16 protein-coding genes are annotated in these 14,578 nt (G+C 68.2%); all 16 read left to right on the top strand.

What is annotated here, in order from left to right:
* The first annotated feature begins 51 nt into the window (after positions 1-51).
* On the top strand, positions 52-507 hold the full coding sequence (locus CXY82_RS13140) for a flagellar hook capping FlgD N-terminal domain-containing protein (protein ID WP_369827908.1): 456 nt from the start codon (positions 52-54) through the stop codon (positions 505-507).
* 53 nt (positions 508-560) lie between these two features.
* Entirely contained in the window at positions 561-1,733 is a 1,173-nt protein-coding gene (locus CXY82_RS13135; protein ID WP_104171308.1) for a flagellar hook protein FlgE, read from the top strand.
* 93 nt (positions 1,734-1,826) lie between these two features.
* Positions 1,827-2,177, top strand: a complete 351-nt coding sequence (locus CXY82_RS13130) for an HPF/RaiA family ribosome-associated protein (RefSeq protein ID WP_104171307.1) — start codon at positions 1,827-1,829, stop codon at positions 2,175-2,177.
* 75 nt (positions 2,178-2,252) lie between these two features.
* Positions 2,253-3,848: an ABC-F family ATP-binding cassette domain-containing protein gene (locus tag CXY82_RS13125; RefSeq protein WP_104171306.1), complete on the top strand. Its 1,596-nt coding sequence runs from the start codon at positions 2,253-2,255 to the stop codon at positions 3,846-3,848.
* Between the two features lie 390 nt (positions 3,849-4,238).
* The gene (locus CXY82_RS13120) at positions 4,239-4,550 is read left to right on the top strand and encodes a flagellar FlbD family protein (RefSeq protein ID WP_104171347.1); all 312 of its coding nucleotides are present in this window, start codon (positions 4,239-4,241) and stop codon (positions 4,548-4,550) included.
* Complete coding sequence (locus CXY82_RS13115; RefSeq protein WP_104171305.1) at positions 4,550-5,389, top strand: motility protein A; 840 nt, start codon at positions 4,550-4,552, stop codon at positions 5,387-5,389. Before CXY82_RS13120 ends, CXY82_RS13115 begins: the two co-directional genes overlap by 1 nt.
* On the top strand, positions 5,386-6,321 hold the full coding sequence (locus CXY82_RS13110) for a flagellar motor protein MotB (RefSeq protein WP_104171304.1): 936 nt from the start codon (positions 5,386-5,388) through the stop codon (positions 6,319-6,321). The genes CXY82_RS13115 and CXY82_RS13110 overlap by 4 nt, the downstream gene beginning before the upstream one ends.
* 61 nt (positions 6,322-6,382) lie before the next feature.
* Complete coding sequence (locus CXY82_RS13105) at positions 6,383-7,270, top strand: flagellar motor switch protein FliM (RefSeq protein ID WP_104171303.1); 888 nt, start codon at positions 6,383-6,385, stop codon at positions 7,268-7,270.
* Positions 7,267-7,971 (top strand): flagellar motor switch protein FliN, encoded by a 705-nt coding sequence (gene fliN, locus CXY82_RS13100; protein ID WP_104171302.1) that lies wholly within the window; start codon positions 7,267-7,269, stop codon positions 7,969-7,971. Before CXY82_RS13105 ends, fliN begins: the two co-directional genes overlap by 4 nt.
* Positions 7,972-8,514 (top strand): flagellar biosynthetic protein FliO, encoded by a 543-nt coding sequence (locus CXY82_RS13095; RefSeq protein ID WP_104171301.1) that lies wholly within the window; start codon positions 7,972-7,974, stop codon positions 8,512-8,514.
* Positions 8,515-8,564: 50 nt separating this feature from the next.
* Complete coding sequence (fliP, locus tag CXY82_RS13090) at positions 8,565-9,359, top strand: flagellar type III secretion system pore protein FliP (protein ID WP_104171346.1); 795 nt, start codon at positions 8,565-8,567, stop codon at positions 9,357-9,359.
* Entirely contained in the window at positions 9,359-9,634 is a 276-nt protein-coding gene (gene fliQ, locus CXY82_RS13085) for a flagellar biosynthesis protein FliQ (RefSeq protein ID WP_104099307.1), read from the top strand. The genes fliP and fliQ overlap by 1 nt, the downstream gene beginning before the upstream one ends.
* Positions 9,634-10,392, top strand: coding sequence for a flagellar biosynthetic protein FliR (locus CXY82_RS13080; RefSeq protein WP_104171300.1), 759 nt, complete (start codon positions 9,634-9,636; stop codon positions 10,390-10,392). Before fliQ ends, CXY82_RS13080 begins: the two co-directional genes overlap by 1 nt.
* A complete protein-coding gene (locus CXY82_RS13075) occupies positions 10,393-11,517 on the top strand; it encodes a flagellar biosynthesis protein FlhB (protein ID WP_104171299.1) in 1,125 nt (374 codons plus the stop codon). It begins immediately after the preceding gene.
* Positions 11,514-13,565 (top strand): flagellar biosynthesis protein FlhA, encoded by a 2,052-nt coding sequence (locus CXY82_RS13070; RefSeq protein ID WP_104171298.1) that lies wholly within the window; start codon positions 11,514-11,516, stop codon positions 13,563-13,565. Before CXY82_RS13075 ends, CXY82_RS13070 begins: the two co-directional genes overlap by 4 nt.
* Positions 13,540-14,577, top strand: a complete 1,038-nt coding sequence (locus CXY82_RS13065) for a hypothetical protein (RefSeq protein ID WP_104171297.1) — start codon at positions 13,540-13,542, stop codon at positions 14,575-14,577. The genes CXY82_RS13070 and CXY82_RS13065 overlap by 26 nt, the downstream gene beginning before the upstream one ends.
* Position 14,578 lies beyond the last annotated feature (1 nt).

Genomic DNA, 14,578 nt, shown 5'->3' with positions numbered 1-14,578 from the left:
CCACCTCAGACCCCACCGACACAGACCCCACCATCCCAGAAAAGAGATCCTTTGACCATCGACGCAGTGGCAGCAGCCGCCCCGGCCGGGATGTACTCGACCGCCCCCGTGCGCGCCCCGAAACAGACCCTGGATTCCGAGGCGTTCATGTCGTTGCTGGTCACCCAGCTGCGCAACCAGGATCCCAGTTCGCCCATGGACACCAACCAGATGATCTCTCAGACCACGCAGCTGGCCATGATGGAGAAGCTGGCGGCGCTCTCAACGACCGCCGACGAGAATTTCTCCCTGCAGATGCGCGTCGCCGCAGCGGCCCTGGTCGGACAGGACGTCACCTTCACGAGGGCTGACGGCACTGTGGGCACCGGTACCGCCTCGAGCGTCTCCTACGCCGGGGCCGTTCCCCAGGTCACCGTCGACGGGACCCTCGTCGCCCTCGACCTGGTGACCGGCGTCACCTCGGGCGCGAGCGCCGCCGCCGGCACCACTCCCGGCCTCTCCGCCTGACCCACACCTCACATCCGTTCTCGTTCTCGTTTCCCACCGAAAGGCAGCACCCCATGCTTCGCTCCCTGTACTCCGGCATCTCCGGCCTCCGCTCGCACCAGACCATGCTCGACGTCACCGGCAACAACATCGCCAACGTCAACACCACCGCGTTCAAGGCGTCGGCCGTACAGTTCCAGGACACCCTTTCGCAGCTGAAGCAGGGTGCGGGCGGCCCCCAGGAGCAGGTGGGCGGCACGAACCCGGCTCAGGTCGGGCTCGGCGTGCAGGTGGCCGGGATCGCCACGAACTTCTCCCAGGGCTCCGCGCAGTCCACCGGGCGGGCCACCGACATGGCGATCTCCGGCGACGGGTTCTTCGTCACCCAACTGGCCGGCGAGACGCTCTATAGCCGTGCGGGTGCCTTCGACTTTGACGCCGAGGGTCGCCTGGTCTCCCCGGACGGTGCGATCGTGCAGGGCTGGAACGGCGCCAACGGGCAGATCAACGAGGGTGGCCCGGTGGGCAACATCACCCTGCCGCTGCAGGCCATGATCCCGGCGAAGGCAACCGGTGGCGTCACCATGGTCGGAAACCTGCCGGCGGATGCGGCGGCAGGCTCCGTCATCGTGCGCGACGTCAAGGTCTACGACGCGCTGGGTGCCGCCCGTACCCTGTCGGTCACCTTCGCACGTACGACCACCGGCTGGATCGCGAGCGGCACCGACGCAGTGGGTACCGGCTCCACGGCCTTGACCCTCGATGCAGAAGGTGTGCTCACGGCAACCGGTCCGTTCATCGTGAACGACGTCAAGGTGAATCTGACCGCCCTGACCGGGCAGGCGGGCCTGAGCACGGCCACGATCAGCAGCCAGGACGGTTCCACGGCGGGTTCCCTCCAGTCCTTCACCCTCGGCAAGGACGGAACCCTGGTGGGCCTGTTCAGCAACGGCAGCCAGACAGCCATCGCCCGCATCGCCCTGGCCACCTTCACCAACCCGGGCGGCCTCGAGAAGTCCGGTTCCTCGGCCTACCGCGCCACCTTCAACTCGGGCCAGGCGGCTCTCGGCGCCCCCGGTGACGGCGGCCTCGGCTCGCTCAGCGGCGGCACCCTCGAAATGTCCAACGTCGACCTGTCGCAGGAGTTCACCAACCTGATCGTCGCCCAGCGCGGCTTCCAGGCGAATGCGCGCATCATCACCACCTCCGACGAGGTGCTTCAGGAGCTCACCAACCTGAAGCGGTAGCGCCTACGCCGATAACCGGCGTCGGCGGGTCGTCAGGCCGCACATTTTTGCGCGCCATACTGGAATGACTGACGTTTCAACTGAGGAGCAAAGATGCAAATCCTGGTCAACACCGACAACAACATCGCGGGTACGGACGCAGTCGTGGCGGAGGTGGAGTCCTCGGTCAAAATTGTTCTGGCCCGGTTCAGCTCCCGGTTGACGCGGGTCGAGGTCCACCTCAGCGACGAGAGCGCAGGCAGGGCGACGACCGACGACATCCGTTGCCTGCTCGAGGTGCGTCCCGCCGGGGGCAACCCCCTCGCGGCAACCGACCATTCCTCCACGATGACCGGGGCCGTCAGCGGTGCGCTGCACAAGCTGGCCAGCGTGCTCGAGACCACGTTCGGTCGCATGGACGACCACAAGGGCGCATCCGCCATGGGTGACGACCACACGCCCTGAACCGCCTGCCTGACACGGTAAAGTTGGCCGTCCGCCTCGCCCGGGGGCTGAACCGAACCCGAGAGGACGGCCACAGTGAGCCTGATCAGGCTGAACGACGTCAGTATCCGTTTCGAGAACACCCAGATTCTGCGTGAGGCCTTCTTCCGACTGGAACCAGGCGACCGGGTTGGACTGATCGGCCGCAACGGGTCAGGTAAGTCGACGATTCTCAAGCTGGTCCTCGGCCAGGTGAGCGCGGATGCCGGCACCGTCACCCTCGAGGCCGGCACCCGGGTGGGCTACTTCTCCCAGTTCTCCGAACTGAACGGCGAATCCACGATCACCGAGGTGCTCGACGGCCTGTTCGCCCCGATCAAGGCCCTTGAGGCCGAGCTCGCGTCGATCGACGCCCAGATCGCGGCGGATTCCGCGCAGAGCGCCGAACTCGACCGGCTGATCCACCGCCAGGCCGAGTTGTTCGAAGACATGGACCGCCTCGATGGTTGGGACTACCCGCGGCGTATCGACGCCGCGCTGACCACCCTCGGGTTCGACGAGGCCCACCGCGTCTGCGCCATCGATTTGCTGTCCGGCGGTTGGCGCAACCGGGCGGCGCTGGCGAAGATCCTGCTCGAGCGGCCCGACGTGCTGCTCCTGGACGAACCAACCAACTACCTGGACGTCGCCGGCGTCGAGTGGCTCGAGGCCTGGTTCCGCTCATTCCGCGGTGCGGCCATCATCGTCTCGCACGATCGCCGGTTCCTTGACGGGGTCGTCACCCGCATCATTGAGGTCGAGAACTACCACCTGCACGAGTACCCCGGCAACTTCGGCGACTACGTGGTGCAGAAGCAATTTCGCCTGAAAACCCTCGAGCTGCAGTTCCTGCACGAGTCGGAACTGCTCGCTTTCGAGGCGGAGGGGATCAGCGACCGCCGCGAGGCCGCAAAGGCTGCCAGCCGCACCCTCGACAGCCAACTCGCGCACATCAAGAAGACCCGCAGCCCGCGGCCCGTCGACACGATCATCACCGAGATCTACGGCGGGCTGCACGTGAAGGACTCGCTCTGCCGCATCGAGTCGCTCAGCAAGTCCTACGGCGAGAAGGCGCTGTTCGCCGACCTCACCTTCGAGATCCGGCGCGGCAACCGCATCGTGGTCCTGGGCTCCAACGGCAGCGGCAAGACCACCCTGCTACGGGTTCTGGCAGGGGAGGAGAAGGCCGATTTCGGCGAGGTGGCCTGGGCCTCCGGCGCCGCCGTGGTCTCCTACAACCAGGTGCTCGACGGCCTTGACGACGATGACACCGTCAGCCACTCCGTGAACGCGATGCCGGGCAGTCTCGCCTTCACAGCGACCCGCAAGTCGGTCAACCGGTTCCTCGCGATGTTTCAATTCTCCGAGGCCGACCTCAAGCAGAAGATCGGCAACCTCTCCGGCGGGCAGCGGGCCCGCGTCGCCATGGCACAGTGCTTGCTGTCGGGGGCCGCTGTGCTCCTGCTCGACGAACCGACGAACCACCTCGACATGGCCAGCACCCAGGTGATGGAGCGCGCCCTCATCCACTTTCCGGGGGCCGTGATGGTGGTCAGCCACGACCGGTTCTTCACCGACAAGATCGCCACCCGACACCTGATCTTCGGCAGCGACGCGGCCGCGCCCGGCGAGATCCTGGTGCGCGCGGCGTAACCAATTCGACGGAGATTTTCGCGACAGAGCGCGGTTTTCTCGTCTTTGAGTGCGTTTTGGGCAGAATCTCCGTCGAATCAGTTCGACGGAGATTCTGGCTCTCCACACTCTTCCGTGTGTGCCGCCCCGGCGGAGCCCGTGTGTGCGGCCAACTCAGGACATCCGGCGGCCGGGTTGACCGTCCGCCGCGGACCTGTGCGGAAGCAGACCGGATTTCCGGCTCGGCCAGACGGATCTCCTGAGTTGGCCACAATCGGCGACGGATGTGGTCGTGCGGCTTTCCAGGTCAGGTCACGGGCTCAATGCGGCCGGCAGCTAACGCGCCCGGCCGGGCGGCCGACAGTGAGGCGTAACGGTTGCTGGAACCGTTCTGAACCCGGGGTGGACACCATGATCGTTGTGACGCGGCTGAACAACAGCCAGTTCGCGATCAACCCGGACCTGATCGAGCGCATCCACGCGAGCCCCGACACGACCCTGGTCATGGTCGACGGCGCCAAGTTCATCGTCACGGAGACCCTCGACGACGTCATCGAGAAGATCGCCCGGTTCCGGGCCCATGTGATCTCGCTGGCCTACCTGACGCCGGATGCCGACTACCGGCCGGGCATCCGTTCGCTCGAAATCGTCGAGGGGCCGCACGCGATCGAGGAAATCATCGAACCGGGCAGCACGGTTCCCGCCCGCCCGCGGAGGCTCTGATGGATCCGGCAACTCTGGTCGGCATCGCCATCGCCTTCGGCTCACTCTTCGCCATGATCACCCTCGAGGGCAGCAGCCTGCACTCGATCCTTCTGCCGGCACCGATGATTCTCGTGTTCGGCGCCACCATCGCGGTCGGCATCGCCGGCGGCACGATCAGGGACGCGATCTCCGCGTTCAAAGCCGTGCCCGCCGCCTTCATCGGCAAGACCACCCCGCCGCAGCAGGTCATCGACCAGGTCGTCGGCTTGGCCGAGAAGGCGCGCAGTTCCGGTCTGCTCGCCCTCGAGCAGGAGGCTGATAACGTCGCCGACCCGTTCCTGCGTGGCGCCCTGCAGAACATCGCCGACGGCACCGACGGCGATGAACTGCGCATCCTGCTGGAAGACGAGCTCGCGACCGCCACCAAGGAGAGCCGCAACGCTGCCAAGTTCTTCACCAGCCTCGGCGGCTACGCGCCCACGGTCGGCATCATCGGAACCGTCGTCTCGCTCACGCACGTGCTCGAGAACCTCGACACCCCGTCCACCCTCGGCCCGATGATCGCGGCCGCGTTCGTCGCGACCCTGTGGGGCCTGCTCACGGCCAACTTCCTCTGGCTGCCGATCGGCAGCCGGCTCAAGCGCCTCAGCGACATCGAAGTCGAACGGATGACCCTGCTCCTGGAGGGTGCGCTGGCCGTGCAGGCAGGCAGCCAGCCTCGGCTCCTCGGCGAGAGACTGCGCGCCATGGTGCCCGCGCCGGCCTCCGCCAGGGCAGGCAAACCGGGCAAACCGGGCAAACCCGGCAAGGGCCCCAAGGCGGACAAAGTGGACACGTCCCTGCCGAAGGCCGCATGAGCGGGCACGGACGCGGGCACGGCCGCAGGCGGGGCCTCGAGGAGGAGCACGTCGAGCACGTCGACGAGCGGTGGATGGCGTCGTACATGGACATGGTCACCGTGCTGATGTGCATGTTCATCGTGCTGTTCGCGATGTCTTCCGTCGACCAGGAGAAGTTCCTGCAGCTGAAGAACTCGCTCGCGACCGGGTTCGGGGCCACCGACGTCGGCAAGGTCGACACGGCCAAGGGCGTGGTCGTGACCAAGGACAAGGTCGCCCAGTCCGAGGTGACCGGGTTCACCGACATCGACCTCGCGGCGGCAGAGGTCACGGACCTCACCGCGGTGAAGGACGCCCTGCAGGCCGCAGTGGATGCCCAGGGCGTGGCCCAGCAGGTGCAGTTCACCATTGACGACCGCGGCCTGGTCATCGGGCTGATCGGCTCCGAGGCGTTTTTCGAACCCAACCTCGCCAACCTGAGCCGCCAGGCCGTGCAGGTCCTCGACGCCGTGGCGCCGATCCTCTCCGCCAACACCCGCGAGGTGAAAGTGGAGGGCCACGCCGACCGGCACGGCGTCACCACCAACTACCCCACCGACTGGGAGCTGTCCGCCGGCCGGGCGACCGCCGTACTCCGCCGCCTGGTCGAGTTCGGCGGCGTGGGTCAGGAACGGATCTCCGCCGTCGGCTACGGCTCGGCCCGGCCGGTCGCGGAGGGAGCCGATCTGGCGGCCCAGGCGCAGAACCGACGGGTCGACGTGGTGCTCCTCTCCAGCCAGCCGGAGGCGGTGCGCACGCTGATCCCCGACATCGTCTCGGGTTTCACCGCCGCCGGCACGGAACCTGCTGAAGACACGGGAACCACGGAAACCGTGGACACCACGGAAAAGACGAAAACCACGAAGACCGCGGGAACCGAAGTCGACAAAGACGCGGAAAAAGCACACTGAGCTGCTAACCATCCGTTTGCCCTGACCGATAGTCCTCACCGTGACGGTCCAGGAACAAGCAGTGATTGGTGTGCCCGCTTCGGCGAAGCGCACGGTCGAGGTGTACGACTTTCGTCGCCCGACAACGCTCGCACGCGAGCACTCCCGGGTGCTCGAACTCGCCTTCGAAACCTTCGCGCGCCAGTGGGGCACCCAGCTCACCGCCAAGGTGCGCGTCATGTCCCAGGTGAAATGCGACCACGTGCTCATGCGCACCTACGACGAATACGCGTCGTCGCTGCCTGCCACGACCGCCATGGTGCTCTGCCCGGTGAGTGGCATCCCCGCGAAAGCCGTCGTGCAGTTCCCGACCTCCGCGGCCCTGTCCTGGGTGAGCCACATGCTGGGCGGAACCGCGGTCACCATGCCGCCGGAACGGGCGTTCACCCAGATCGAGCTGGCCCTGGTGCGCCGGCTCATGGACGACGCCCTCGAGGACCTGCGTTACTCGCTGGGTTCCCTGCTCGTGCACACGATCACCGTCGGCGGCATCCAGTACAACTCCCAGTTCGCCCAGGCCGCGGCCACCGCCGACCTGATGATCGTCGCCAGCTTCACGATGCGCATCGGCGACGCGTCCTGCGCCGCCACGGTCGCCCTTCCGGCGGAGGCACTGTTGCCTCAACTCGTCGAGTCGGCTCCGGAGGCCGGAAGTGCCGACCCGGCCGACCTGCTGCGCGCCCAGCTGGCCCAGGTTCCGGTGGATGTCTCCTTGCAGCTGACGCCCGCGCTGGTTCTGCCCAGCGTCGTGCTGGGTCTCGCCGTGAATGATGTGCTGCCCCTTCCGCACCCCCAGCACCGCCCGCTCGACGTGGTCGTCGACGGCCACACGCTCGCCCGCGCCGCCGTCGGTTCCAACGGCTCCCGACTGGCCTGCATCGTCATCGACACCGAGGAGTCCACCCCATGACCGTCATCCCCATCGCCGTGCAGACGGCGGCCGTCGAGGCCCTGCTGGACGTGCTCCCCACCGTGACGCGGCTCCGGGCCGAGCCCTGCTCCGGTGCCGCTCTCGCCGGCCGGCTCGGCACCGCCGCGGTCGCCTCCTTCGTCGGCGTCACCTCCGCGGATCTCGCCGTCGTGCTTGCGGACCCGGCCGCGCTCGACTCCGCGTCCGGCCTCGATTCCTCGCTGATCTCCCGTCAGGACGTGCTGCGCCCGGCGTTGGAGAGCGCGTCCGGCGTCTTCGGGATCGGGGTCCTGGGGGACACCCGGTCCGACGACGCCACGGCCCTGTTCGCGGATCCCGCCACCAGCGTCTTCGAGCTGTCCGGCGACGGCCAGATCACCGGCTGGTTCGCCGTGCGGCTGCGTGACAACGGCGTCTCCAACGGTGCGGCCAGGTCCAGCCAGTCCGTGTCCGGCAAGCTCGGCCGGATCAACAGCGTGCAGATGTCGTTGACCGTGGAAATCGGGCGTACCCGCATGTCGGTGCGCGACGTGCTCTCGCTCGAACCGGGGGCCGTCATCGAACTCGACCGGTCCGCCGGGGCTCCCGCGGACATCCTGCTCAACGGCCGGCTGATCGCGCACGGCGAGATCGTGGTCGTCGACCAGGACTACGCGGTGCGGATCACCCAGATCCTCGATGTGGCCGAGAGCCTGACCTAGGTGGACACCATCCTGGTCGCGCTCCGGGTGGCGCTGTCCCTGGTCGCCGTGCTGGGGCTGCTCTGGGTGCTCCAGCGCAAGCTGACGAAGGGCTCCCTCGGTGGCCGCATCCCGAACCTGGTCACCGTGGTGGGCCGGCAGGGCGTCGGCCAGAAGGCATCCGTCGTCGTCGTCGACATCGAGGGCCGCCGGTTCGTGCTCGGCGTGACCGAGCAGTCGGTCAGCGTGCTGCACGACGGTCAGGCGCCGACGGATGCCGCGGCGCCCCTCCCGGCGCCCCTCACCGCCGCCCTCGCCGCCACCCTTCCCGGACGCCGCGCGCACCACGCCGCGGCCGACTTCGCCCGCGAGCTCGACCAGGCGACGCACGCCGCGCACGACGGCGCCACTCACGACGGCGCCACTCACGACGGCGAGGAACTCACGCCGCCGCTCATCCTCCGGCCGCGCCGGGACCGCGCCATTCCGGGCCGGATCGGCGGGTCGATCTTGTCTCCCGCCACCTGGCAGCAGACCGCTGCCGCCCTCCGGCAGGGCCGGTGACACTCGCGGCCGTGCGCACGGATCGAAGCCGGGACATCGCCCGGTACCTGATGATGGCGGCCCTCGTGCTCGTGATCGTCGCGGCGTTCGTGCTGCTCGTGGCGCCGGCGGGCCATGCCGCCCCGACGGATCCGGTCACGCCGACCGACCCGGTCACCCCCACGGAACCGGGCGGCGGCGGGCTCAACGTGCAGATCAACGGCCCGAACGGCGAACCGTCCTCGGCGATCGTGACCCTGATCGGGATCACCCTGCTGTCGGTCGCGCCGGCCCTGCTGCTGATGATGACCAGCTTCACGAAGATCTTCGTCGTGCTCGCGATGACCCGCAACGCGCTCGCACTGCCGTCGATCCCGCCGAACCAGGTGCTGGCCGGCCTGGCCCTGTTCCTGTCGCTGTTCATCATGTCGCCCATCCTCACCGACATCAACGACGGCGCCCTGCAGCCGTACCTGAACGGCACCATGTCCTTCGACGACGCCGTCACACTCGGCTCGAAGCCGCTGCGCACGTTCATGCTCGCGCACACCCGGGAGGAGGACCTCGCCCTGATGACCCGGGCCGCCGATCAGCCGAACCCGGAGACCCGCGAGGCCGTGTCGCTGCTCACGCTGATCCCGGCGTTCATGATCTCCGAGCTGCGTGCCGCGTTCATCATCGGGTTCGTCATCTTCGTGCCGTTCCTGGTGATCGACCTCGTCGTGTCCGCGGCGCTGATGTCGATGGGCATGATGATGCTGCCGCCGGTGATGATCTCGCTGCCGTTCAAGATCCTCCTGTTCGTGCTCGTCGACGGCTGGGGTCTGATCATCACGACCCTCGTCTCCAGTTACCGGGGTGGCTGATGGATACCAACGCCGTCCTCGACATCGGACTGCAGGGCATCCTGATCGCCGGCAAACTGTCCGCGCCGATCCTGATCACCGCCCTGGTCGTCGGTTTCGCCATTTCCCTGCTGCAGTCGATCACCCAGATCCAGGAGGTGACGCTGTCGTTCGTGCCCAAGGCCATCGCCGTGGCTGTGGCGCTGATCATCTCCGGGCACTGGATGATCTCCGAGATGGTGTCCTTCACGGAGATGCTCTTCGCCAAGATCCCCGGCCTCATCGGTGGCGGCTGATGAACATCACCCTTGACTTCGCCTGGATCGAAGCCACCATGCTCGCGGGCGTGCGGATGGTGGCGTTCCTCGTCGTGGCGCCGCCGTTCTCCTACAACGCGTTCCCCCTGCGGATCAAGGGCATGCTCGCCCTCGGCCTGGCCCTGGCGGTTTCGCCACGGGTCACGCCGGGCTGGGTCTCGCCCGACACCGGCGGTTTCTTCGCCGCCCTGCTCCTCGAGATCGTGGTCGGCGGCGTGCTCGGCTTCTTCGTGCTCGTGGTCTTCTCCGCCATCCAGTCCGCCGGCAACCTGATCGACATGTTCGGCGGCTTCCAGCTCGCTCAGGGCTTCGACCCGCAGGCCATGGTCAACGGTGCCCAGTTCACGCGGCTGTACCAGATGACCGCACTGGCGCTCCTATTCGCCTCGGGCGGCTACCAGCTGATCCTTGGCGGCATCATGCGTACGTTCGCGGCCCTGCCGATCGGGGGCGGCATCGACCTCGCGGTGCCGATGCAGACCATCACAGTCGCGGTCGGCCAAATGCTGCTCTCCGCCGTGCAGATCGCCGGACCGCTAATCGTCGTCCTGTTCCTCGCCGACGTCGGCCTCGGCCTGCTCACCCGGGTGGCCCCGGCCCTCAACGCGTTCGCGCTCGGGTTCCCGCTCAAGATTTTGATCACGTTCACGCTGGGCGCCGCCGGGTTCGTGGCCCTGCCGCGCATCGTCGCGTCGCTGACCGACGACGCCGTCGCCACCATGCTGGGGGTGAGATAGCTGTCCGACTCCGGTGAGAAGACCGAACAAGCCACCGACAAACGGATGCGCGAGGTGCGGTCCAAGGGCCAGCTCTCCAAGTCCCAGGACCTGACCGCGTGGATCGGCATCGGCGCGGCCGCCGCCATGACCCCCGTCACCATCGGTCTGGCCGCGGACGCCGGAACCGACCAGATGATCCGTATTCGCAGCCTGGTCGCCAACCCGCAGCCGGACCTCGCCGTGCAGATGCTGGTGGACTCGCTGGCCTCGATGGGAACCATCCTCACCCCGATGCTCGCGACGGTCTTCGTCGTCGTCCTCGTGGGCGCTGTGGCGCAGGGCGGCGTGCACTTCAAGAAGGTCGCCGGAAAATACGAGCAGTTCAACTTGGTGACCGGCCTCGGCCGCACCTTCGGCGGCCAGGCCGTCTGGCAGGGCGTCACGGCGCTGCTCAAGACTATCGCCGTGGGTCTCGTGCTGGTGCTCGTGGTGCAGGGTCTCGCGCCCATCCTGATGACGGCCGGGGGACTGCCCGTCTCCGTGCTGATCGGAGCGGCCAGTGACGGCGCGACCGCTCTCGTGCAGTCGGCTGTCATCGCCGGCCTGGTACTCGCCGCCGCGGATGTGTTCGTCGTGATGAAGCGCAACCGCAAGCGCACCCGCATGACGAAGAAGGAAGTCACTGATGAGAACAAGAGTTCCGAGGGTGACCCGATGGTGAAGTCGCAGCGCCGGGCCCGGCAGCTCGCCATGAGTCGCAACCGCATGATCGCCGCCGTCGCCACGTCCGACGTCGTGCTGGTCAACCCCACCCACTTCGCCGTCGCCCTCCGCTACGAGCCGGGCAAGTCCGCCCCCCGGGTCGTGGCCACGGGAGCGGGAGTGATCGCGGCGCGCATCCGGGAACAGGCGGAGACCGACCGGGTCCCCATCGTGCGGGACATCCCGCTCACCCGTGCCCTGCACAGCGCCTGCCAGCTGGGTGACGAGATCCCGGTGGAGCTCTACAACGCCGTCGCGCAGGTGCTCGCCTTCGTGCTCGCGCTGAAGTCTCGCGGCTCTGGAGCCGGCGAACGCACCGGCCGCGGTTCCCGCGCGCACACCCTCAACGATCGTGTCCTGACGGCCGGAGGCCACCGATGAACAGCAATCTCGCCAAACTCGCGGTGCCGGTCGGGGTTGTCGGTATCATCCTGCTGCTCGTCGTGCCGGTGCCCGCCGTGCTGCTCGACGTGCTGATCATCGTCAACATCCTCCTGGCGCTGGTCACACTGCTGACCACGATGTTTGTCAAAAAGCCCCTCGATTTCTCCGTTTTCCCGTCGCTGTTGCTCGTCGCCACCCTGTTCCGGCTGGGCCTGAACGTGGCCTCGACCCGGCTCGTGCTCAGCGACGGCTACGCCGGGCAGGTGATTGCCGCGTTCGGCGACGTCGCCGTGGGCGGGTCGCTCATCATCGGCGCTGTGATCTTCCTGATCCTCGTCGTGATCCAATTCGTGGTGGTCACCAAGGGTGCCGAACGCGTCGCCGAAGTCGGTGCGCGGTTCACCCTCGACGCCATGCCCGGCAAACAGATGGCCATCGACGCCGACCTGAATGCCGGCCTGATCACCGACGTGCAGGCCAGGGAACGCCGGGCCGAGGTCTCCGCCGAGGCGGACTTTTACGGTGCCATGGACGGCGCGTCGAAATTCGTCAAGGGTGACGCGATCGCCGGCATCGTCATCATCATCATCAACCTGGTCGGCGGCATCGCGATCGGCATGATTTCGCTCGGACTGTCCGTCACCGAGGCCATGAGCACCTACTCCCTGCTCACCATCGGCGACGGCCTCGTGACGCAGATCCCGGCCCTGCTGATGGCGGTCTCGACCGGCATGATCGTGACCCGCTCCAACGCGGAGTCCGACATCGGCGAGGCAGCCTCCGGCCAGCTCACCCAGTCCCGCAACGCACTGATGATCGCGGGCTGCGCGGCCCTCCTGATGGCCCTGATCCCGGGCATGCCGATCATCCCGTTCGTGGTGATCGGGCTGGGTCTGATCCTCTTCGCCCGCCGGATCAAGGCAGGGGAGAGCCGCGACCAGGCGGGCCGGGATGCCGGTGTCGCCGCCGAGGCGATGGCGCCCCGCTCCGACACGCCAGAAGACCTGATCGAAACCATGCGGGTGCACGCCCTGGAGATCCTGCTGGCCCCTGACCTCGTCGACCTTGTCTCCGGAGCCCAGGACGACCTCCTGGCTCGCGTGCGTGCCCTGCGCCGCAAGGTTGCCATCGACCTCGGCGTGGTGGTGCCGCCCGTGCGCACCCGCGACAGCATGGACCTGCCCTCCTCCACCTATTCGATCCGGATCGCCGGCGTGGAGGCCGGCCGCGGGGTCGCCCCGGCCGGCAAGGTGCTCGCCCTCGGCGACGCCCTCGACTCGTTGCCGGGCCAGGCCACGGTGGAGCCCGTGTTCGGCCTCACCGGCAAGTGGGTGCCCAGCGAGATGCGGCACAGCGCGGAGATGACCGGGGCCACGGTCATCGACCGGGTGTCGGTGCTCATCACCCACCTGTCCTCGATCATCACCGGCAACGCGGCGAGGCTCCTCACCCGCGAGGACGTGCGGGTGCTCACCGAGGGGGTGCGGCTGGTCAATCCGTCCGCCGTGGAGGATCTGATCCCCGGGCTGCTCTCCCTCGCCGAGGTGCAGCGCGTGCTGCAGGGTCTGCTCGCGGAGCAGATCCCGATCAACGACCTGCCCCGCATCTACGAGTCCCTCTCCCTGCGCGCCAAGGTGTCGAATGACCCGGAGGGCCTGATCGAGACGGCCCGTCAGGCGCTGGGCCCGGCTCTCACAGCGCAGTATCTCGACGACGGGCTGCTCCGAGTGATCATGATCGAGCCCGCCTTGGAGCAGTCCATGCTCGAGGGGATGCGTCCCTCCGACCAGGGCACCCAGATCATGTTGGAGCCGAACCGGGTCGACGCCATTCTCGGGTCGCTGAAGGAGGCGCTGGGCAAAGTGGAAGCGGCCGGACTCTCCGCGGTGCTGGTCTGCGCGCCGGCGCTGCGCCCGGCCATCCGTCGACTGGTGTCGGCGCAGTCCGGCGGTATCTCCGTGCTGTCCTATCAAGAGGTCACCTCGGCGAACGTGGCCATCGAAACGGTGGGAGTGGTACGTGGAACCGAGTCGATTTCAGCTTGAGGGTTCATCCCTCCAGGAGCTCAAGGCACGCATCCTCGCCGAGCACGGGGCGGATGCGCGCATCGTGGCCGCCGAACGGGTCACCGTCGGCGGCATCAAGGGCTTCTTCGCCCGCCGGCACATCGAGGTCACGGTCGAGGTGCCGGAGCGGCGACGGCGCGCGGCGCACTCCCGGCTCGACGTGCAGGCCCGGCTCGGCATCGCCGCGCTTCTCGACGATGCCGACGCGGCGGAAGCGGGCCTTCACCGCGCCGCGGCACCCGTCTCCTCCCCGCCCCTGTCGACCGCGACGGACGGCTTCGCCCGCCTGATGGACGAACTCACCTTCGCCACCCAGGAACCCCACCCGCCGGTGCTGCCCACTCCCGCGCCGCCCGCCCCCGACCCGGCGGCCGCCCAGGGGGGCGGCAGGCGCAGGGACGCCCGGCTGAGAGAGAGCGAGCAGGCGGCCGCCGAAGCGGCGGTGCCGCGGCCGCTCCCAGGTGTCGGAAACCTCGTTCTCGTCGTCGGGTGGCAGGATGCCGCGGTGCGGATTGCGCGGGAGCTGGCCGTGGCGCATGGTTCGGCTGAGGTCCTCGTGGCCGGCGCGATCGACGTCGGAGCGCCTGCCGCGGCCGGGCTCGCGCGCATCCTCGACCGGCGCACGGCGCTGGAGGCACGGGCCAGGGGAGTCAAGCTCGGACAGACCGGAATTCTGGCCTTCGGTCTGGGTGCCGACCCGGCCACGGCGGACATCTACGCCGCATTGGTGGCCGCGCTCGGTGCCGAGCAGGTCTGGCTGGTCGTCGATGCCGGCCGCAAGCCCGCAGACACCGCCCGGTGGACGGCCGAGGTTGCCCAGAGCGTGCACGTCGACGCGATCGCGGTGACGGGCTATGGCGACACCGTCTCGCCTGAGACCGTCGATGAGCTGCAGATCCCGATCGGCTGGGTCGACGGCGCCCCGGCCGAGGCCAGCACCGTGGCCGGAATGCGGCGACGGCTCGCGGGCCGGCCCGACCGGTCAAGCTAGG

The organism is Cryobacterium sp. M23, assembly GCF_002929655.1.
GTDB classification, from domain to species: Bacteria; Actinomycetota; Actinomycetes; order Actinomycetales; family Microbacteriaceae; genus Cryobacterium; species Cryobacterium sandaracinum.
The sequence above is the reverse complement of the archived record's forward strand: the minus strand, read 5'-3'. Positions and strand labels throughout refer to the sequence as shown.

Bases quoted from the DNA above. Each gene is read 5' to 3' on its own strand.
- CXY82_RS13135 (WP_104171308.1), top strand. From the start codon at position 561: ATGCTTCGCTCCCTGTACTCCGGCATCTCCGGCCTCCGCTCGCACCAG.
- CXY82_RS13130 (WP_104171307.1), top strand. From the start codon at position 1,827: ATGCAAATCCTGGTCAACACCGACAACAACATCGCGGGTACGGACGCA.
- CXY82_RS13120 (WP_104171347.1), top strand. From the start codon at position 4,239: ATGATCGTTGTGACGCGGCTGAACAACAGCCAGTTCGCGATCAACCCG.
- CXY82_RS13115 (WP_104171305.1), top strand. From the start codon at position 4,550: ATGGATCCGGCAACTCTGGTCGGCATCGCCATCGCCTTCGGCTCACTC.
- CXY82_RS13110 (WP_104171304.1), top strand. From the start codon at position 5,386: ATGAGCGGGCACGGACGCGGGCACGGCCGCAGGCGGGGCCTCGAGGAG.
- fliN (WP_104171302.1), top strand. From the start codon at position 7,267: ATGACCGTCATCCCCATCGCCGTGCAGACGGCGGCCGTCGAGGCCCTG.
- fliP (WP_104171346.1), top strand. From the start codon at position 8,565: ATGATGGCGGCCCTCGTGCTCGTGATCGTCGCGGCGTTCGTGCTGCTC.
- fliQ (WP_104099307.1), top strand. From the start codon at position 9,359: ATGGATACCAACGCCGTCCTCGACATCGGACTGCAGGGCATCCTGATC.
- CXY82_RS13080 (WP_104171300.1), top strand. From the start codon at position 9,634: ATGAACATCACCCTTGACTTCGCCTGGATCGAAGCCACCATGCTCGCG.
- CXY82_RS13070 (WP_104171298.1), top strand. From the start codon at position 11,514: ATGAACAGCAATCTCGCCAAACTCGCGGTGCCGGTCGGGGTTGTCGGT.